The 18,743-nt window shown below is 54.0% G+C and carries 17 protein-coding genes and 2 tRNA genes; 13 read left to right on the top strand and 6 right to left on the bottom strand.

Features of this window, described 5'->3' with window-relative positions:
* Nucleotides 1-26 precede the first annotated feature (26 nt).
* Nucleotides 27-103: transfer RNA gene (locus A936_RS05875), tRNA-Asp, on the top strand.
* 51 nt (nucleotides 104-154) lie between these two features.
* Nucleotides 155-230: transfer RNA gene (locus A936_RS05870), tRNA-Trp, on the top strand.
* 79 nt (nucleotides 231-309) lie between these two features.
* Here A936_RS05870 and hdfR read toward each other — a convergent pair.
* On the bottom strand, nucleotides 310-1,134 hold the full coding sequence (gene hdfR, locus A936_RS05865; RefSeq protein ID WP_008455597.1) for an HTH-type transcriptional regulator HdfR: 825 nt from the start codon (nucleotides 1,132-1,134) through the stop codon (nucleotides 310-312).
* Between the two features lie 119 nt (nucleotides 1,135-1,253).
* On the opposite strand from hdfR, the gene A936_RS05860 reads away from it, so the two are divergent.
* Entirely contained in the window at nucleotides 1,254-1,592 is a 339-nt protein-coding gene (locus A936_RS05860; RefSeq protein ID WP_008455591.1) for a MaoP family protein, read from the top strand.
* A gap of 24 nt (nucleotides 1,593-1,616) precedes the next feature.
* On the opposite strand, the gene A936_RS05855 is transcribed toward A936_RS05860, so the two are convergent.
* Nucleotides 1,617-3,137: a YifB family Mg chelatase-like AAA ATPase gene (locus tag A936_RS05855; RefSeq protein WP_008455589.1), complete on the bottom strand. Its 1,521-nt coding sequence runs from the start codon at nucleotides 3,135-3,137 to the stop codon at nucleotides 1,617-1,619.
* A gap of 353 nt (nucleotides 3,138-3,490) precedes the next feature.
* Between A936_RS05855 and ilvL the strand changes: the two genes are divergently transcribed.
* The 6 genes from ilvL (at nucleotide 3,491) to ilvA (ending at nucleotide 10,050) form a co-directional block, all read left to right on the top strand.
* Nucleotides 3,491-3,589, top strand: coding sequence for an ilv operon leader peptide (ilvL, locus tag A936_RS22625; RefSeq protein ID WP_071530467.1), 99 nt, complete (start codon nucleotides 3,491-3,493; stop codon nucleotides 3,587-3,589).
* Between the two features lie 140 nt (nucleotides 3,590-3,729).
* Nucleotides 3,730-5,376 carry an acetolactate synthase 2 catalytic subunit gene (gene ilvG, locus A936_RS05850; RefSeq protein ID WP_008455587.1) on the top strand — a complete coding sequence of 549 codons (1,647 nt, stop codon included), beginning with the start codon at nucleotides 3,730-3,732 and terminating at the stop codon, nucleotides 5,374-5,376.
* Nucleotides 5,373-5,630, top strand: a complete 258-nt coding sequence (ilvM, locus tag A936_RS05845; RefSeq protein WP_008455586.1) for an acetolactate synthase 2 small subunit — start codon at nucleotides 5,373-5,375, stop codon at nucleotides 5,628-5,630. Before ilvG ends, ilvM begins: the two co-directional genes overlap by 4 nt.
* A 19-nt stretch (nucleotides 5,631-5,649) precedes the next feature.
* Nucleotides 5,650-6,579 (top strand): branched-chain amino acid transaminase, encoded by a 930-nt coding sequence (locus tag A936_RS05840; RefSeq protein WP_008455584.1) that lies wholly within the window; start codon nucleotides 5,650-5,652, stop codon nucleotides 6,577-6,579.
* A 73-nt stretch (nucleotides 6,580-6,652) separates the two neighbouring features.
* On the top strand, nucleotides 6,653-8,503 hold the full coding sequence (ilvD, locus tag A936_RS05835) for a dihydroxy-acid dehydratase (protein ID WP_008455582.1): 1,851 nt from the start codon (nucleotides 6,653-6,655) through the stop codon (nucleotides 8,501-8,503).
* Nucleotides 8,504-8,505: 2 nt separating this feature from the next.
* Nucleotides 8,506-10,050, top strand: coding sequence for a threonine ammonia-lyase, biosynthetic (ilvA, locus tag A936_RS05830; protein WP_008455579.1), 1,545 nt, complete (start codon nucleotides 8,506-8,508; stop codon nucleotides 10,048-10,050).
* Here ilvA and ilvY read toward each other — a convergent pair.
* Complete coding sequence (ilvY, locus tag A936_RS05825; protein WP_008455578.1) at nucleotides 10,047-10,940, bottom strand: HTH-type transcriptional activator IlvY; 894 nt, start codon at nucleotides 10,938-10,940, stop codon at nucleotides 10,047-10,049. The genes ilvA and ilvY overlap by 4 nt on opposite strands.
* Nucleotides 10,941-11,105: 165 nt before the next feature.
* On the opposite strand from ilvY, the gene ilvC reads away from it, so the two are divergent.
* The 3 genes from ilvC to A936_RS05810 all read left to right on the top strand — a co-directional run bounded on the left by ilvC (nucleotide 11,106) and on the right by A936_RS05810 (nucleotide 13,485).
* A complete protein-coding gene (gene ilvC / locus A936_RS05820; protein WP_008455576.1) occupies nucleotides 11,106-12,581 on the top strand; it encodes a ketol-acid reductoisomerase in 1,476 nt (491 codons plus the stop codon).
* Nucleotides 12,582-12,670: 89 nt separating this feature from the next.
* The gene (locus tag A936_RS05815) at nucleotides 12,671-13,111 is read left to right on the top strand and encodes an Rrf2 family transcriptional regulator (protein WP_034807977.1); all 441 of its coding nucleotides are present in this window, start codon (nucleotides 12,671-12,673) and stop codon (nucleotides 13,109-13,111) included.
* On the top strand, nucleotides 13,108-13,485 hold the full coding sequence (locus A936_RS05810; protein WP_008455572.1) for a hypothetical protein: 378 nt from the start codon (nucleotides 13,108-13,110) through the stop codon (nucleotides 13,483-13,485). The genes A936_RS05815 and A936_RS05810 overlap by 4 nt, the downstream gene beginning before the upstream one ends.
* Before the next feature lie 29 nt (nucleotides 13,486-13,514).
* Here A936_RS05810 and ppiC read toward each other — a convergent pair whose 3' ends face one another.
* On the bottom strand, nucleotides 13,515-13,796 hold the full coding sequence (ppiC, locus tag A936_RS05805) for a peptidylprolyl isomerase PpiC (RefSeq protein ID WP_008455569.1): 282 nt from the start codon (nucleotides 13,794-13,796) through the stop codon (nucleotides 13,515-13,517).
* Nucleotides 13,797-13,879: 83 nt separating this feature from the next.
* Between ppiC and rep the strand changes: the two genes are divergently transcribed.
* The gene (gene rep, locus A936_RS05800) at nucleotides 13,880-15,901 is read left to right on the top strand and encodes a DNA helicase Rep (RefSeq protein ID WP_008455567.1); all 2,022 of its coding nucleotides are present in this window, start codon (nucleotides 13,880-13,882) and stop codon (nucleotides 15,899-15,901) included.
* Between the two features lies 1 nt (nucleotide 15,902).
* Here the strand turns inward: rep and gppA are convergent, their stop codons facing one another.
* Both gppA and rhlB read right to left on the bottom strand, forming a co-directional pair.
* Complete coding sequence (gene gppA / locus A936_RS05795) at nucleotides 15,903-17,387, bottom strand: guanosine-5'-triphosphate,3'-diphosphate diphosphatase (protein ID WP_008455565.1); 1,485 nt, start codon at nucleotides 17,385-17,387, stop codon at nucleotides 15,903-15,905.
* 6 nt (nucleotides 17,388-17,393) lie between these two features.
* Nucleotides 17,394-18,662, bottom strand: coding sequence for an ATP-dependent RNA helicase RhlB (gene rhlB, locus A936_RS05790; protein WP_008455563.1), 1,269 nt, complete (start codon nucleotides 18,660-18,662; stop codon nucleotides 17,394-17,396).
* Between the last annotated feature and the right edge of the window lie 81 nt (nucleotides 18,663-18,743).

The following is an 18,743-nucleotide window of genomic DNA, read 5'->3' as shown; positions in this document are numbered from 1 at the left end:
AACCGGTGGTTGTAGAAAAATTCGGTGGAGCGGTAGTTCAGTCGGTTAGAATACCTGCCTGTCACGCAGGGGGTCGCGGGTTCGAGTCCCGTCCGTTCCGCCACTTATTAAAATTAAGCCTGCTCTTTAAGCAGGCTTAATAGTAGGAAAATTTAGGGGCGTAGCTCAGTTGGTAGAGCACCGGTCTCCAAAACCGGGTGTCGCGAGTTCGAGTCTCTCCGCCCCTGCCATATATAATCCTTTGCTTAGGCAAAGGATTTTTTTTGTCCAAAATTCCTCTCCTTTATATTCTTAGCTATTAAAAGCGCATTACTGCGCCTTTAATGGTGTCTTCAATAATTCTTTGATAACACTCTGTTTGTCCGTGTTTTGTAACCAGACAGCATACAATGGTCTGGAAAGCGTTGTGCTTTCGGGGACAGGCCAGATCCCGGGCTGTTCTTTTGCCCACTCAATCGGCAGGAAGGTGCAACCGTTAAGTTCAGAGATCAGCTTGCAGGCTATTTTTGCTGAACTGGTAGTTAATACCGGAATATCATCACTTCCAATGAGCTCGGCCTCATGCTGGTGAAAATCCGCACCCCACTCGATGCGTAAATAGTTGAGTGAAGCTTTACGGCTTTCCGCGGCAGGACCATAAAGCCCCATGCTGAAGTAACCTAGCAACTGGCTGGCAAATTCGTCCATTTTTGGCGCTTCAGTTGTGAGCAATAAATCCAGCTGGCGCTCATGAAGCTGTTTAACGAGTGACTGACGTTGTGCAATTCGTGCTTCGAACTGCAGGCCATTATGCTGTTGATAAAGCGCAATGAGCCATTCAGAAAGCATACATTCCCAAAGCGATGCGCTGGCACCAAGCGTGAGCTGATTATGCTGAGAAGTATGTGATACCTCTTTTTTCGCTGCTAACCACGTATTCATCAGGTTTTCTGCGTAGGGCAACAGGCGCTCCCCGGCAGTTGTCAGCCGTATGTTATTGCGGTGGCGGGTAAAAAGGTTTACACCAAGCTGATTTTCGAGCTGTCGGATGCGAAAGCTTACCGCAGACTGCGTCAAATAAAGTGCTTCTGCAGCGCGACCAAAGTGCCGTGTTCTGCTAACTTCCAGGAAGGTTTTAAGTAATTCGGTGTCCACGGCTTACTCCAAAAAATAATTTGTCGTTATGATTTAAATGTTTTGTTTTACACTCTGTCAAGCGTAACTAATACTCCGCGCCATAAATAGCTCGACCAAGAAAATCAGGAGCGTGTAGGATGGCGGAAAGCTTTACGACGACTAATCGGTTTTTCGACAATAAACATTATCCACGTGGGTTTGCTCGTCATGGTGATTTCACCATCAAAGAGGCACAGCTGTTAGAACGTCATGGTTTTGCGTTCAATGAGCTGGATCTCGGTAAGCGCGAACCAGGCACTGAAGAAGAAGTGCAGTTTGTTGCCGTATGCCGTGGTGTGCGCGAGCCTGCTACTGAAGCGGAACGTGTCTGGAGCAAGTACATGTCGCGTATTAAGCGTCCAAAACGTTTTCATACCCTGTCTGGCGGTAAACCGCAGATGGATACGGTTGAAGACTACAGCGATAGTGATGATTAAAAAATGGGGCGAAAGCCCCGTTTTTTATTCTGCCAGTCTGTGCAAATGCAGGAGCAACCGATCAATAGTTCGATAGCTCAGTGCTTCCTGGAGATGTGCCCGAGTAATACTCTCGCAATGCTCGATATCCGCGATGGTACGAGAGACTTTCAGAAGACGTTGCCATGCCCTGACCGACAGGCCCAGTTTGAGTAATGTTTCCTCCAGCCAAACTGCATCATTCGGCACAAGTTCACAGTGTTCGCGGATCTCATGATTGCTGAGTCGGGCATTCAGCTTGTTCTGCCGGGAGAGTTGCCTGTCGCGTGTCTCTATTACCCTTTCCCTTATTCTCTCGCTTTTTTCTTCCTGATGGTTCGTTTTACTCAGCATTCCTGCCGGGAGAAGCGGGATATCCACTGAGAGGTCGAAGCGGTCGAGAAAAGGGCCCGAGAGTCGATTCATATAGCGTAAAGTCTGCTGGGGCGTGGCACGGTTATGTTTGCCTTCATAATGCCCTGTAGGACTGGGATTCATCGCCGCGATAAGCTGAAAATCCGCGGGGTAGGTGATTTTTGCCCGGGTGCGAGAGATATGAATCTCACCTGATTCAATAGGTTCCCTAAGCGAGTCCAGTACGCGGCGCTCAAACTCAGGTAATTCATCCAGAAATAACACGCCGTTGTGCGCTAACGAAATTTCTCCTGGCTGCGGGATAGCCCCGCCGCCCACGACGGAAGTTAACGAGGCACTGTGATGGGGAGCCCTGAACGGACGCTGACGCCAATGGCGATGAAGATGCGAAGATTGTACCAGGCTCAGAATGGCTGCGCTCTGTAATGCTTCAACATCGTTCAAAGGAGGAAGGAGCGTATTGAGCCGGCTCGCCAGCATGGTTTTACCCGTTCCTGGTGGGCCTATCAGTAAGAGGTTATGCCCGCCAGCCGCCGCAATTTCCAGCGCTCGTTTTCCCTGACTTTGCCCAATAATCTCGTTCATGTCTTCCAGGCTATCAGCTTGCCACAGCGCAGGGCTAACCGGGGTGCGGAGGTCGTGTTTTCCTTCCAGCCAGGCGCATACCTCGGTCAGATGCGTGGCCACAAAGCAGCCCGGTTTAGCGATCAGGGCTACTTCTTCTTCATTTTCTGCGGCAACCACGACTTCTCGCCCCGCATTCAAAGCCTCCATAGCGGATGATATGGCCCCAGAAACCCCACGTAGCTCCCCGGTCAGCGCAAGCTCGCCGATAAACTCAAGCTTGGCCAGCTTGGGCGTATTTAGCTGCTCAGAGGCAACCAGCAGCGCCAGAGCAATCGGCAAATCGTATCTGCCACCTTCTTTAGGAAGATCTGCCGGAGCAAGGTTAATAGTGATTTTACGCGCTGGAAATGTGTAGCCGCTATTGATCAATGCGCTTCTGACTCGATCCCGGGCTTCTCTCACGGTAGTTTCAGGCAGGCCGACAAGCGTAAGCCCTGGTAAACCAGCACTGATATGCACTTCAACCGTAACCTGTGGGGCGTGAACGCCGAGTGCTGCTCTGGTATAGACAACCGACAGTGACATTTTTCCTCCGTGAAAAACTTCATTCTGCCGCGCCAATAAAAGATTAAATATTGTTCGTTTTATGCACCGGGAAGTACCTCCCTGACTTTTTTATCCGCTTTCTTTTTTACAGCTCTGGCTGCGAAGCCGATCGCAGAACAATAACTTTTTACTGGTATTACGCAGAAAATACCCTCAGCAGACCAGTTTTATGAATTATTTTCACTTTCTCGTTATGCACTGAAATTAAATAGTTTTTATGCTAATTAATTTCAACGGCGATCTTTTCGTCATAAAAAAATATTGTGCTTTACGTCAACTCTGTGATAACTCTGTAGGCATTACTTCGAACTAGACGTTAGAACATACAGAAAATGACAGCCCTTCTACGAGTGATTAGCCTGGTCGTGATTAGCGTGGTGGTGATTATTATCCCACCGTGCGGGGCTGCACTTGGAGAAAGAAAGGCTTAAAAATCAAGCCTGAATCGAAAAGAACCCCCGCACCGAAAGGTCCGGGGGTTTTTTGTTGACTGAAGAATGTGAAGCGAGGAACAGAGTATGTGTTGCAGAATAAAATGCTGTTTCTCCGGTGATGAGACGGGGAACTAACTATGAATGGTGCACAGTGGGTAGTACATGCGTTGCGAGCGCAGGGTGTTGAAACAGTTTTCGGTTATCCTGGCGGCGCGATTATGCCGGTGTACGATGCGTTGTACGACGGTGGTGTGGAACATCTACTGTGTCGCCATGAGCAAGGTGCAGCCATGGCAGCTATTGGTTATGCCCGCTCAACGGGCAAAACCGGTGTGTGTATTGCCACTTCTGGCCCCGGTGCGACAAATCTGTTAACTGGCCTTGCTGACGCACTTTTAGATTCTGTTCCTGTGGTTGCCATCACCGGCCAGGTGGCTGCACCTTTGATCGGGACTGACGCTTTCCAGGAAGTTGACGTCCTCGGCCTGTCGCTTGCCTGCACGAAACACAGTTTCCTCGTCGAATCCTTTGATGAATTGCCGCGTGTCCTTGCCGAGGCCTTTGAGATTGCTAATTCTGGCCGTCCAGGCCCCGTTCTGGTCGATATTCCAAAAGATATTCAGTTGGCTATTGGTGAGCCTGAGGCCTGGTTATCTGCCGTTGAAGATGATGCTCACCTACCGTTGGCTGAATTGCAGCAGGCCCGTGAAATGCTCGCTCAGGCCAAAAAGCCGATGCTTTACGTTGGCGGCGGCGTTGGGATGGCGCAGGCGGTTCCAGCGCTCCGTGAGTTTATTTCCGTCACGGGTATGCCTTCCACAGTCACTCTGAAAGGGCTGGGTGCAGTCCCGGCCGACCATGCGTTTTATACCGGTATGTTGGGAATGCACGGCACCAAGGCGGCGAACCTCGCCGTTCAGGAATGCGATCTGCTGTTGGCCGTTGGAGCCCGTTTCGATGACCGCGTCACCGGGAAGCTGAATACCTTTGCTCCGCACGCCAAAGTTATCCACATGGATATCGATCCTGCGGAGCTGAGCAAGCTGCGCCAGGCGCATGTCGCGTTGCAGGGGCCACTGAATCAGCTTTTACCGGCCTTGCAACAGCCGTTGCACATTGCCTCCTGGCAGCAGCATGTCGCCGCCCTGAACGAAGAACACCAGTGGCGCTACGATCATCCGGGTCAGGCTATCTATGCCCCCTTGCTGCTGAAGCAGCTCTCCGAGCGCAAATCAGCAGAAGCCGTTGTGACCACCGACGTAGGCCAGCATCAGATGTGGACCGCACAGCACATGACCTTCACTCGCCCGGAGAACTTCATCACTTCCAGCGGGCTTGGCACGATGGGCTTTGGTTTACCCGCCGCCGTTGGTGCTCAGGTTGCAAGGCCGGAAGATACGGTTATTTGCGTCTCCGGCGATGGCTCTTTCATGATGAACGTTCAGGAATTAGGCACCATCAAGCGCAAACAGTTGCCGGTCAAAATCCTGCTGCTCGATAACCAACGCCTGGGCATGGTGAGACAGTGGCAGCAGCTGTTTTTTGAAGAGCGCTACAGTGAAACCACCCTGACCGACAACCCTGATTTCCTCACGCTGGCCAGCGCCTTTGGCATTCCAGGTCAGCACATCACCCGTAAAGACCAGGTAGAAGCCGCGTTAGACGCCCTGCTGAACAGCGACGGCCCGTACATGCTTCACGTCTCGATCGATGAGTACGAAAACGTCTGGCCGTTGGTACCGCCCGGTGCCAGTAACTCGCAAATGCTGGAGAAATTATCATGATGCAACATCAGCTCGCAGTGCAGGCTCGCTTCCGTCCGGAAACGTTAGAACGTGTTTTACGCGTAGTGCGCCATCGTGGATTCCAGATCTGCGCGATGAATATGGCCGCGGCGGGGAATACCGACAATATTAATATTGAATTGACCGTTGCTAGCCTGCGGCCAGTCGAATTACTGTTTACTCAATTAAGCAAGCTGGTTGACGTTGCCTGCGTTGAAATCCAGCCACAAACATCACAACAAATCCGCGCCTGAGCGTAAAAGGAAGAGAACAATGACGACCAAGAAAGCTGATTACATCTGGTTCAATGGCGAGATGACTCCGTGGGGAGAAGCGAAAGTTCACGTCATGTCCCACGCGCTGCACTACGGTACTTCGGTCTTCGAAGGCATCCGTTGCTACGACTCGCACAAAGGGCCAGTGGTGTTCCGTCATCGTGAACACATGCAGCGCTTGCGTGACTCAGCAAAAATCTATCGCTTCCCGGTATCGCAAAGCGTGGATGTGCTGATGGAAGCCTGCCGTGCGGTTATCCGTAAAAATAATCTCACCAGCGCTTACATTCGCCCTCTGGTCTTTGTTGGCGACGTAGGTATGGGCGTTAATCCGCCGGAAGGGTATACCACCGACGTGATCATTGCGGCTTTCCCGTGGGGCGCTTATCTGGGCGCTGAAGCGCTGGATCAGGGGATTGATGCAATGGTCTCTTCCTGGAACCGTGCGGCACCAAACACCATTCCTACCGCGGCCAAAGCGGGCGGTAACTACCTTTCTTCTCTGCTGGTCGGCAGCGAAGCACGCCGCCACGGCTATCAGGAAGGGATTGCGCTCGATGTGAACGGCTTCCTGTCTGAGGGCGCGGGTGAAAACCTGTTCGAAGTAAAAGACGGCGTGATCTACACCCCGCCATTTACCTCTTCAGCGCTGCCGGGGATTACCCGCGATGCAATCATCAAGCTGGCAAAAGACTTGGGCATTGAAGTCCGTGAGCAGGTGCTGTCGCGCGAGTCTCTGTACCTGGCCGACGAAGTCTTTATGTCCGGTACCGCCGCCGAAATCACCCCGGTGCGCAGCGTAGACCGCATTCAGGTGGGCGAAGGCCGCTGTGGCCCGGTCACCAAACGTATTCAACAGGCATTCTTTGGCCTGTTCACCGGCGAAACCGAAGACAAGTGGGGCTGGTTAGATCAGGTAAACCCGTAAGTTTTAAACAAAAATATAATCAGGCGGGCGGCAACTGACCGCCTGCTACCCGACAGACTGGAGTAAATAAAGCATGCCTAAGTATCGTTCCGCCACTACAACTCACGGCCGCAATATGGCGGGTGCCCGCGCGCTGTGGCGCGCAACGGGGATGACCGACGCCGATTTTGGCAAACCGATCATTGCGGTCGTCAACTCCTTTACCCAATTCGTACCGGGCCACGTTCACCTGCGCGACCTGGGTAAACTGGTTGCCGAGCAAATCGAAGCCTCCGGCGGCGTAGCGAAAGAGTTCAACACCATTGCGGTGGATGACGGTATCGCGATGGGGCACGGCGGTATGCTCTATTCCCTGCCGTCCCGCGAGCTGATTGCCGACTCGGTTGAGTACATGGTGAACGCCCACTGCGCCGATGCCATGGTTTGTATCTCCAACTGCGACAAAATCACCCCAGGGATGCTGATGGCCTCGCTGCGCCTGAACATTCCGGTGATCTTCGTCTCCGGCGGCCCGATGGAAGCCGGGAAAACTAAACTTTCCGACCAGATCATCAAGCTGGATCTGGTCGATGCGATGATTCAGGGTGCGGACCCGAAAGTTTCTGACGAGCAAAGCGAGCAGGTTGAACGCTCCGCGTGTCCAACGTGCGGCTCTTGTTCAGGTATGTTCACTGCCAACTCCATGAACTGCCTGACCGAGGCGCTAGGTCTGTCTCAGCCGGGTAACGGTTCACTGCTGGCGACGCACGCTGACCGCAAAGAGTTGTTCCTGAACGCGGGTAAACGCATTGTTGAACTGACCAAGCGCTATTACGAGCAGGATGATGCCACCGCGCTCCCGCGCAGCATCGCCAGCAAAGAGGCGTTCGAAAACGCCATGACTCTGGATATCGCCATGGGCGGCTCCACTAACACCGTTCTGCACCTGCTGGCCGCCGCGCAAGAAGCTGAAATCGACTTCACCATGACCGACATTGACCAGCTGTCCCGCAAGGTTCCACAGCTGTGTAAAGTCGCGCCAAGCACCCAGAAATACCATATGGAAGACGTGCACCGTGCCGGAGGCGTACTCGGGATCCTCGGCGAGCTGGATCGCGCCGGATTGTTGAACCGCGAAGTGAAAAACGTGCTTGGCCTTTCCCTGCCGCAGACGCTGGAACAATACGATGTCATGCTGACCAAAGACGAGGCGGTGAAAACGATGTTCCGCGCGGGTCCGGCGGGCATTCGTACTACTCAGGCTTTCTCGCAGAACTGCCGCTGGGACACGCTGGATGACGATCGCGCTAACGGTTGCATTCGCTCACTGGAAAATGCCTACAGCAAAGATGGCGGCCTGGCCGTTCTGTACGGCAACTTCGCGGAAAACGGCTGTATTGTTAAAACCGCTGGCGTGGATGAAGGCAGCCTGGTATTCCGCGGCCCGGCCAAAGTTTATGAAAGCCAGGACGATGCGGTAGAAGCCATCCTCGGCGGTAAAGTCGTTGCAGGTGACGTGGTTGTTATTCGCTACGAAGGGCCAAAGGGCGGGCCAGGCATGCAGGAAATGCTCTACCCAACCACCTTCCTGAAATCTATGGGGCTGGGTAAAGCCTGCGCGCTGGTCACCGACGGCCGTTTCTCCGGCGGGACCTCGGGTCTGTCGATCGGCCACGTTTCTCCTGAAGCCGCGAGCGGCGGCAATATCGCCCTGATTGAAGACGGCGACATGATTGCCATTGATATCCCTAATCGCGGTATTCAGCTGCAGCTTACCGATCAGGAAATGGCTGCACGTCGTGAAGCGCAGGAAGCTCGCGGTGAAGCGGCATGGACTCCTCGCAATCGTGAGCGCCAGGTTTCCTTCGCCCTGCGCGCCTACGCCAGCCTCGCCACCAGTGCGGATAAAGGTGCCGTGCGTGATAAAAGCAAGCTTGGAGGCTAATTATGGCTGAGTCACAACCGCTACCCGATGCCCCCGGCGGAGCAGAGTATCTGCGCGCGGTATTGCGCGCGCCGGTTTACGAAGTTGTGCAGGTAACGCCGCTGCAAAAAATGGAAAAGCTTTCTTCGCGCCTTGATAACGTCATTCTGGTTAAGCGTGAAGACCGCCAGCCTGTGCATAGCTTCAAGCTGCGCGGGGCTTATTCGATGATTGCTGGCCTGAACAGCGAGCAAAAAGCCAGTGGCGTGATCACCGCTTCTGCGGGAAATCACGCTCAGGGCGTCGCGCTTTCGTCCACTCGATTGGGTATTAAGTCGCTGATCGTTATGCCTGTGGCTACTGCGGATATCAAAGTCGATGCTGTGCGGGCCTTCGGAGGCGAAGTGTTGCTGCATGGCGCGAATTTCGATGAGGCAAAGGCCAAAGCCATCGAACTTTCTCAGCAGCAAGGTTTCACCTACGTGCCTCCGTTTGATCACCCGGCAGTCATCGCCGGGCAGGGTACGGTTGCGCTGGAATTGCTGCAGCAGGATGCGCACATCGATCGCGTATTCGTGCCGGTTGGCGGCGGTGGCCTGGCGGCTGGCGTAGCGGTTTTGATCAAGCAACTGATGCCGCAGATCAAAGTGATTGCGGTTGAAGCCGAAGATTCTGCCTGTCTCAAGGCGGCGCTGGATGCCGGGCACCCGGTTGAGCTGCCGCGCGTAGGGCTGTTTGCCGAAGGTGTTGCTGTTAAGCGCATCGGCGACGAAACCTTCCGCGTGTGCCAGGAATACCTGGACGACATCATCACCGTGGACAGCGATGCCATCTGCGCGGCGATGAAGGATTTGTTCGAGGATGTGCGTGCTGTCGCCGAGCCTTCCGGCGCGCTGGCGCTGGCGGGGATGAAAAAGTACATCCAGCAGCACAACATTCGTGGCGAACGCCTGGCGCATGTGCTGTCTGGCGCAAACGTGAATTTTCACGGGCTACGCTATGTCTCGGAGCGCTGTGAACTGGGCGAGCAGCGAGAAGCATTGCTGGCGGTCACTATTCCAGAGCAAAAAGGCAGTTTCCTGAAGTTTTGCCAGCTGCTGGGCGGTCGCTCGGTCACTGAGTTCAACTACCGTTACGCTAGCTCTGACGATGCCTGCATTTTTGTTGGGGTGCGACTGACCCGCGGGCTGGAAGAGCGTAAAGAGATCATCGCTCAGCTCAGCGAAGGCGGCTACGGTGTGGTCGATCTCTCTGACGACGAAATGGCGAAGCTGCACGTTCGCTACATGGTGGGCGGCCGACCTTCGAAGCCGCTGCGCGAACGCTTGTACAGCTTTGAATTCCCGGAATCGCCGGGGGCGCTGCTGAAGTTCCTGAGCACGCTGGGAACGCACTGGAACATTTCTCTGTTCCACTACCGCAGCCACGGCACCGACTACGGGCGAGTTCTGGCGGCGTTTGAGTTGGGTGAAAATGAGCCGGACTTCGAAACCCGGCTCAACGAACTGGGTTACGAATGTCACGACGAAACCCAGAACCCGGCGTTCCGCTTCTTCCTGGCCGGTTAATGGCTGCCGGGTAAAAGCTTCCAGAAGGCGCTGATAAGCGGCTCATTGAGCCGCTTTTTTTGTACGCAAACGCCCAGTTCAAACGGCGCTTTCTCATCGTTACGTTCCAGAACCAGCACGCGGTTGCGCACCGGTTCCGGGCTGTTTTCCAGCACGATTTCCGGGATCAGCGCGACGCCACATCCCAGCGCCACCATTGACACCATGGCTTCGTGGCCGGCGACGGTAGCGTAGATTACCGGGTTACTGATTTTCTGGCGGCGGAACCACAGTTCTATACGGCGCCGAACGGGCCCTTGCTCGGGCATGATAAACGGAATTTTGGCCCAGTCTGGCTCCGGTTGGCTTACCTGCGCCCTGACAGGGCAAGGCAAAGCGGGGGCGATCAAGGCCACGGATAAATTTTCCAGCATTGAGAAAGCCACGCCAGGCGGAAGGGACTCTGGTTTTCCGGCAATGGCGAGATCGGCTTCGTTGGAGTCGACTTTTTCTACCGCATCCGCGGCGTCGCCGGTGGTCAGCTTAATTTCAACGGAAGGATGTTCAGCCCGGAAGCGGTCCAGAATGGGCGGCAAATGGCTGTATGCGGCGGTCACCGAGCAAAACAGATGCAGCTCTCCGCTCAGGGAAGGACCTTGCTGGCCAAGCGTGTGGCGCATCTGCTGATATTGCAGCAGCGTGTGCTGGGCAAACAGCCGTAATTGCTCGCCGGCTTCAGTCAGCGTCACGGTGCGGTTATCACGCAAAAACAGAGGTTGCCCGAGGTCGTCCTCCAGACGCTGGATCTGGCGCGAAAGCGTGGAGGGACTGACGTGCATGGCGCGCGCGCTACGCCCAAAATGGCGGCTTTCAGCCAGGTGCAGAAAGGTTTTCAGATCGCGTAAATCCATGGTCATCAAGCCTCGTTTTTGCATTGCAATAATTGCAACGCGATGTTGTTAATATATCAATTTAAGCAACGCATTTCCTGTCATATAGTGGGTTCATTCTAGGCAGCACGACACGGCTGCAGAGCCCTTACAATAAGCACAACACGACACATACGGAGTTCTACGATGGCTAATTATTTCAACACTTTGAACCTGCGTCAGCAGTTAGCGCAGTTGGGTAAATGTCGCTTCATGGGGCGCGATGAATTCGCCGATGAAGCAAGCTACCTCAAAGGTAAAAAAGTCGTCATCGTCGGCTGCGGCGCTCAGGGTCTTAACCAGGGTCTGAACATGCGCGACTCCGGGCTGGATGTTTCCTATGCCCTGCGTGCGGAAGCTATCGCCGAGAAACGTGCATCCTGGCGTAAAGCGACCGAAAATGGCTTCAAAGTGGGTACTTATGAAGAGCTGATCCCACAGGCGGATCTGGTTGTTAACCTGACGCCAGACAAACAGCACTCTTCCGTTGTTCAGGCCGTACAGCCGATGATGAAAGACGGCGCGGCGCTGGGCTACTCCCACGGTTTCAACGTGGTTGAAGTCGGCGAAACCATTCGTAAAGACATCACCGTGGTGATGGTAGCACCTAAGTGCCCGGGCACCGAAGTGCGCGAAGAATACAAACGTGGTTTTGGTGTGCCAACGCTGATCGCAGTTCACCCTGAAAACGATCCGAAAGGCGAAGGTATGGCGATTGCCAAAGCCTGGGCTGCGGCCACCGGTGGCCACCGTGCGGGCGTGCTGGAGTCTTCCTTCGTTGCGGAAGTGAAATCTGACCTGATGGGCGAGCAAACTATCCTGTGCGGTATGCTGCAGGCCGGTTCTCTGCTGTGCTTCGACAAGCTGGTGGCTGAAGGTACTGATGCTGCATATGCAGAAAAACTGATTCAGTTCGGCTGGGAAACCATCACCGAAGCGCTGAAGCAGGGCGGGATCACGCTGATGATGGACCGTCTGTCCAACCCGGCAAAAATCCGCGCCAACGCGCTGTCCGAGCAGCTGAAAACCATTATGGCTCCGCTGTTCCAGAAACACATGGATGACATCATCTCCGGTGAGTTCTCCTCCGGCATGATGGCTGACTGGGCTAACGACGATAAGAAACTGCATACCTGGCGTGAAGAGACCGGCCAGACCGCTTTCGAAACTGCACCGCAGTTTGAAGGTAAGATTTCCGAGCAGGAATACTTCGACAAAGGCGTGGTAATGATTGCCATGGTGAAAGCAGGCGTTGAGCTGGCCTTCGAAACCATGGTTGACGCTGGCATCATCGAAGAGTCGGCATACTATGAGTCCCTGCACGAGCTGCCGCTGATTGCTAACACCATTGCTCGTAAGCGCCTGTACGAAATGAACGTGGTTATTTCTGATACCGCTGAGTACGGTAACTACCTGTTCTCCTACGCGGCCGTACCGCTGCTGAAAGAGTTCATGACCACGCTGCAGCCGGGCGATCTGGGTAAAGAGATCCCAGCCGCTGCGGTAGACAACGCTCAACTTCGTGACGTCAATGAAGCCATTCGCAGCCACGAAATCGAAAAAGTGGGTCAAAAACTGCGTGGCTACATGACCGATATGAAACGCATCGCTGTTGCTGGCTAATGTGTTTTTGAAATGAAAAAGGCGCTTCGGCGCCTTTTTTTGTGCCTGTTATCTTGCCGTCTCTCTTTTTATGTAATATTGTAAGTTACATGAAAATAAATAACTCCTTCTCAGCAACATTGCACATCCTGCTTCACCTGGAGCAGATGGACAAACCGCTCACATCGGAACAAATGGCCGCCTTTATCGACGGCAATCCGGCGTTTATTCGTAAAGTGCTCGCCGGTCTGCGCGAGAACAACATCGTCTGCTCAACCAAAGGTCACCACGGCGGCTGGAGACTCTGCCGCCCGGCTAGCGAAGTGACGCTGCTGGATATTTATCTGGCGCTGGGATCGCCGGGTCTGTTTGCGCTAGGTAACCGCAATGAAAACCCGCAATGCCTGGTGGAGCAGGGGGTAAATCGAGTGATGTCCGAGACGTTTACCGCGGCTGAAGAGCTGGTACTGGCGCGGTTTAAAAGCCTGACATTACAAGATATCGGGAGCGAATTTATTAGCTATTTCAATGAAAAGGGGCATGAGGAATGATTTCAACCTTAACCACGGATCTGCCAGTTTGTCTGATGATCGCCCTGGCCGCCGCCAGTATTTCGATGACGATAACGCAAACTGAACTGTTTGCAGGGTTACGCGGCTGGACGGCGAAAAAGCATGCGATGCTGGGCCATCTCTTTCAATGTTTCTACTGCCTTAGCCACTGGGTCGTGTTTGCCGGAATGCTGATTTACCGTCCCTATTTGCTGCACAGCGGGATGCCGGTGATCGACTGGATTATGACGGCGTTTATTACCCTCACGCTGACCACTTTCGTGAACGGCATTATTTTTAAAGTGTTCCAGATGGCGGTCGGCACGCATTTGCTGAAGCATGAAGCCCAGCAGACGCTGCAGTCGACAAAGTAAAGAAAAGGCCGGATATCCCGGCCTTTGGCTTAGTTACGGTACAACACCTTGATGATGTGGTAGCCGAACTGAGTGTGCAGCGGGCCGTAAGGCTCCAGCAGCGGGCAGGAAAAGACCACTTTATCGAACGCAGGAACCATCTGCCCCTGACGGAATTCACCTAAATGGCCGCCTTTTTTGCCGGATGGGCAGGTAGAGTGCTTCTTCGCCAGTTTTTCGAAGTCGCCACCGTTTTTAAGCTGCTCCAGAAGGTCCAGAGCCAGTTTTTCTTCCTTTACAAGGATATGCAGTGCTGCTGCGGTTTTTGCCATGATAGTGCCTTGAGTCATGTTGATTACGCTCGCTATACTACCACGCTGTTTTTGTCCCCTCCTGACTTTCATTGAGTGACCGTATGCGTTTAAACCCTGGCCAACAACAAGCCGTCGAATTTGTCACCGGACCCTGCCTGGTTTTGGCCGGGGCGGGCTCGGGTAAAACGCGCGTTATCACCAATAAAATTGCGCATCTGATTCGCGAAAGTGGCTATCAGGCGCGCCAAATCGCGGCGGTGACCTTTACCAATAAGGCCGCCCGCGAAATGAAAGAGCGCGTTTCGCAGACGCTGGGGCGCAAAGAGGCACGGGGGTTGATGATCTCGACTTTCCACACGCTTGGGCTGGAGATTATCAAGCGCGAGTACGCGGCGCTTGGTATGAAATCTAACTTCTCGCTGTTTGACGATACCGATCAGACCGCGCTGCTAAAAGAGCTAACTGAAGGCCTGTTAGAAAACGATAAGGTGCTGCTTCAACAGCTGATTTCAACCATCTCCAACTGGAAGAACGGGTTGTTGTCTCCGGCGCAGGCCGCCGCGCAGGCGAAGGGCGAACGGGATCGTATTTTTGCCCATTGCTACGGCCTTTACGACACGCACCTGAAGTCCTGCAACGTGCTGGATTTTGACGATCTGATTTTGCTGCCAACGCTGCTGCTGCAGCGCAATGCAGAAGTCCGGGAGCGCTGGCAAAACCGTATTCGCTATCTGCTGGTAGATGAATATCAGGATACCAACACCAGCCAGTACGAGCTGGTGAAACTGTTGGTTGGCGCGCGGGCGCGCTTTACCGTTGTAGGCGACGATGACCAGTCTATCTATTCCTGGCGAGGGGCAAATCCGCAAAACCTGGTTCTGCTGAGCAAAGATTTTCCGGCGCTGCAAGTCATCAAGCTTGAGCAGAACTACCGCTCATCCCGCCGGATTTTGAATGCGGCCAATATTCTGATCGCCAACAATCCGCACGTTTTTGAGAAGCGGCTTTTCTCTGAACTTGAACACGGCGCAGAATTGAAAGTCGTGACGGCTAATCATGAAGAGCATGAGGCCGAACGCGTCACCGGCGAGCTTATCGCCCACCACTTTATTAATAAAACCAACTATAAAGATTACGCGATTCTGTACCGCGGCAACCACCAGTCGCGGGTGTTCGAAAAGATGCTGATGCAAAACCGCATCCCGTATCGTATCTCCGGCGGTACTTCATTTTTCTCTCGTCCGGAAATTAAAGATCTGCTCGCCTATTTGCGCGTGTTGACGAACCCGGATGATGACAGCGCATTTCTGCGTATTGTAAATACACCCAAGCGCGAAATTGGCCCGGCAACGCTGCAAAAGCTTGGCGAGTGGGCGATGCAGCGCAATAAAGGTCTGTTTACTGCCAGCTTCGATATGGGGTTAAGCCAGACGCTCAGCGGGCGCGGCCTTGATGCGTTGCAGCGTTTTACCCACTGGCTGCGGGACGTGGCAACGCTTGCCGAGCGCGAACCGGTGGCCGCCGTGCGAGACCTGATCCACGGCATCGACTACGAAAGCTGGCTGTACGAAACCTCGCCCAGCCCAAAAGCTGCCGAAATGCGGATGAAAAACGTTAACCAGCTTTTCAGCTGGATGACCGAGATGCTTGAAGGCAATGACCTGAATGAGCCGATGACGTTAATCCAGGTGGTGACGCGTTTTACCCTGCGCGACATGATGGAGCGTGGTGAAAGCGAAGAAGAGGCCGATCAGGTTCAGTTGATGACTCTACATGCTTCTAAGGGGCTGGAATTTCCCTACGTCTACCTTGTGGGCATGGAAGAAGGGATTTTGCCGCACCAAAGCAGCATCGACGAAGATAACGTGGATGAAGAGCGTCGTCTGGCTTACGTGGGGATTACCCGGGCGCAAAAAGAGCTGACGTTTACGCTTTGCCGGGAGCGCCGGCAGTATGGCGAGCTGATACGGCCTGAACCAAGCCGGTTCCTGATGGAGCTGCCACAGGACGATTTAAGCTGGGAAACTGAGCGGAAAGTGGTTTCTGCCGAAGAGCGGATGCAAAAAGGGCAGAGTAATGTGGCCAACATCCGCGAGATGCTGGCCAAAGCGCGTAAAAGCTAGATTAATTGACGCTGAGCGGCCAGTGAACATAGCTCTGCCAGAGTTTTTCCTGTTCCAGCAGTTCGGCACCGAGAGGGTGACAGGCAAGCCAGGTGTCGGGCAATGCCAGATGCAGGGTTTCGCCGTCGGCCTGCAGTTTAATCTCGGGCAGGATATCGTCTCTGCGGCGGTTTGCGAAAATAATCGCCAGACGTAAAAGACGGCAGAGTCTTTCCGCCACGCGCGGCGGGACTGCGTTTTGCTGGTGGAGTGAAGAGAGATCGACGGGATTGGTCTGGTTAAGCAGCAGCGTTGCCAGCAATTTTTTCTGCGCGGGCGTGTAGCCCGGCAAATCCAGATTTCTCACCAGATAGGCCGCATGCTGCGGGGCATGTTTAAAATCGATGCTTAAGCCAATTTCATGCAACAGGGCGCTGCTCGCCAGCATCTGCTGACTGAGGGGATCCAGCCCCCACGGTTCTGCGATTTGTGAAGCAAAATTCTGCGCAAGCTGCTCCACGCGAGCCGCCTGGCTGGTATCTACCATAAAACGGCGCTGAACGTTACGTAGCGTTCTCTGGCGAATCTCCTGGTCCACCGCAAGATGCAGCATTCCATAGACCAAACCTTCACGCAGCGCGCCGCCTGCAAGCGTCATGCATTCAATATCAAGCTGTTGGAAGATGGCGATGAGAATGGCCAGGCCGCTTGGGAAAACCAGCGCGCGCTCAAGCGTAAGGCCTTCAATTTCCAACTCTTCCAGCCGGCCGCACTGAATCGCTCGCTGTTTTAGCTGTTGAAGTTTTGCCAGGGTAATGCGTTCATCCATCCCCTGCGCCATCATGATTTCTTGCAGCGCCTGCACGGTTCCAGACGCGCCAACACAAATCTTCCAGCCGTGGCTTTTAAGCTCGGCAATGACCGGGCTGAGCACTTCTGCAGCCGCCGTTTCTGCCGCGGCGAAGTTTTCCTGAGCGAGGTTTCTGTCGCTAAAGAAACGCTCCAGCCATGTGACACAGCCCATTGAGAGGCTGAATAACGAGGTTGTTTGCGCCCCGGTGCCCGTTACCAGCTCGGTACTTGCACCACCGATGTCAACGGCCAGGCGGCGATCGTCGCCGCCTGTAGTGTGGGCAACGCCCTGATAAATCAGGCGGGCTTCTTCTTCACCGCGAATAACCTGCACCGGGCAACCCAGGATTTCCTGCGCCTTTTGCAAAAAAACATCGGCATTAACGGCGAGACGCAGCGTGGCCGTAGCCACGACGCGAATTTGATTCTGAGGGATATCCTGGAGTCGTTCGGCAAATAAGCGCAGGCATTGCCAGCCACGCTCCATGGCCTCCGGGGAGAGAACGCACTCGCTGTTGAGGCCAGCAGCGAGGCGAACTTTTCGCTTAATGCGGGTCAGGGTTTGTATGCTTCCTGCCACCTCACGCACAACCAACATATGAAAACTGTTAGAACCCAGATCAATTGCTGCATAGAGTGAGGCGGTACTTAGCATAGATTATTAACCTGCGCGACGACGATTACCACGAGGAGCGCCACCGCGGCGTGGACCGTTGCCAGGGCGGCTACGGGTCAGACGTTTTGGCGGTGGGAACTCATTTAACAGTGCTTCAGCGTTATATTTGCTTACCGGAATGGCGTGGCCAATATAGGTTTCAATCGCCGACAGGTTCAGCGCGTAGTCTTCACATGCCAGGCTGATGGAATGACCGCTTGCCCCGGCACGACCGGTACGGCCGATGCGGTGAACGTAATCTTCACAGTCGTCCGGCAGATCGTAGTTAAATACGTGCGTCACAGCTGGGATGTGCAGACCGCGAGCTGCCACGTCTGTTGCGACCAGAATATCCAGATCGCCACGAGTAAACTCTTCCAGAATACGCAGGCGTTTTTTCTGCGCGACATCGCCGGTTAGCAAACCAACTCGGTGACCATCGGCAGCCAGATGGCCCCAGATATCTTCACAGCGATGTTTAGTGTTAGCGAAGATGATGGCACGGTCCGGCCATTCTTCTTCGAGTAGCGTTTGCAGCAGACGCATTTTCTCTTCGTTAGAAGGATAGAAAAGCTCTTCTTTAATGCGGTGGCCGGTTCTCTGTTCGGGCTCAACTTCCACATATTCCGCGTTGTTCATCTGCTCGAAAGCCAGTTCACGTACGCGGTAGGAAAGTGTGGCTGAGAACAGCATATTCAGGCGCTGGGTGACCGGCGGCATGCGGCGGAACAGCCAACGAATATCTTTAATAAAGCCGAGATCGTACATGCGATCCGCTTCATCCAGGACGACAACCTGAATCGCGCCCAGGTTAATGTGATTTTGTTTAGCGTAGTCAATCAGTCGGCCGGTGGTGCCGATCAAAATATCGACGCCGCTTTCCAGCACTTTCAGCTGTTTGTCATAGCCGTCGCCGCCATAGGCAAGGCCAAGCTTCAGGCCAGTCGCCTGAGCTAACGGTTCCGCATCAGAGTGAATCTGTACCGCTAACTCGCGGGTTGGCGCCATAATCAAGGCGCGCGGTTGATTCACCTGACGGTTCTCTGGAACCGGGTGAGAAAGTAAATAGTGGAACGTGGACGTCAGAAACGCCATCGTTTTGCCTGTACCGGTTTGCGCCTGCCCTGCAACGTCACGATTCGCCAGAGTCAGCGGAAGTGCCAGTGCCTGAATTGGGGTGCAGTTATGGAACCCTTTATTTTCAAGGGCTTCAATCACCTTAGGGTGCAGGGCGAAGTCGGAAAACTTCTTTTCGGTCAAATGTGTTTTGCTCATAGTGTGGTAGAATATCAGTTTACTATTGCTTTACGAAAGCACATCCGTTGAAATAAACCGGGTGAAATAAAGTCACCCCAA

This window comes from Enterobacter sp. Ag1, assembly GCA_000277545.1.
Taxonomy (GTDB): domain Bacteria; phylum Pseudomonadota; class Gammaproteobacteria; order Enterobacterales; family Enterobacteriaceae; genus Cedecea.
The sequence above is the reverse complement of the archived record's forward strand: the minus strand, read 5'-3'. Positions and strand labels throughout refer to the sequence as shown.

Bases quoted from the DNA above. Each gene is read 5' to 3' on its own strand.
- ilvG (WP_008455587.1), top strand. From the start codon at position 3,730: ATGAATGGTGCACAGTGGGTAGTACATGCGTTGCGAGCGCAGGGTGTT.
- rhlB (WP_008455563.1), bottom strand. From the start codon at position 18,662: ATGAGCAAAACACATTTGACCGAAAAGAAGTTTTCCGACTTCGCCCTG.
- ilvL (WP_071530467.1), top strand. From the start codon at position 3,491: ATGACAGCCCTTCTACGAGTGATTAGCCTGGTCGTGATTAGCGTGGTG.
- rep (WP_008455567.1), top strand. From the start codon at position 13,880: ATGCGTTTAAACCCTGGCCAACAACAAGCCGTCGAATTTGTCACCGGA.
- A936_RS05815 (WP_034807977.1), top strand. From the start codon at position 12,671: ATGAAAATAAATAACTCCTTCTCAGCAACATTGCACATCCTGCTTCAC.
- ppiC (WP_008455569.1), bottom strand. From the start codon at position 13,796: ATGGCAAAAACCGCAGCAGCACTGCATATCCTTGTAAAGGAAGAAAAA.
- ilvC (WP_008455576.1), top strand. From the start codon at position 11,106: ATGGCTAATTATTTCAACACTTTGAACCTGCGTCAGCAGTTAGCGCAG.
- A936_RS05855 (WP_008455589.1), bottom strand. From the start codon at position 3,137: ATGTCACTGTCGGTTGTCTATACCAGAGCAGCACTCGGCGTTCACGCC.
- ilvM (WP_008455586.1), top strand. From the start codon at position 5,373: ATGATGCAACATCAGCTCGCAGTGCAGGCTCGCTTCCGTCCGGAAACG.
- A936_RS05860 (WP_008455591.1), top strand. From the start codon at position 1,254: ATGGCGGAAAGCTTTACGACGACTAATCGGTTTTTCGACAATAAACAT.
- ilvY (WP_008455578.1), bottom strand. From the start codon at position 10,940: ATGGATTTACGCGATCTGAAAACCTTTCTGCACCTGGCTGAAAGCCGC.
- ilvD (WP_008455582.1), top strand. From the start codon at position 6,653: ATGCCTAAGTATCGTTCCGCCACTACAACTCACGGCCGCAATATGGCG.
- A936_RS05810 (WP_008455572.1), top strand. From the start codon at position 13,108: ATGATTTCAACCTTAACCACGGATCTGCCAGTTTGTCTGATGATCGCC.
- ilvA (WP_008455579.1), top strand. From the start codon at position 8,506: ATGGCTGAGTCACAACCGCTACCCGATGCCCCCGGCGGAGCAGAGTAT.
- gppA (WP_008455565.1), bottom strand. From the start codon at position 17,387: ATGCTAAGTACCGCCTCACTCTATGCAGCAATTGATCTGGGTTCTAAC.
- A936_RS05840 (WP_008455584.1), top strand. From the start codon at position 5,650: ATGACGACCAAGAAAGCTGATTACATCTGGTTCAATGGCGAGATGACT.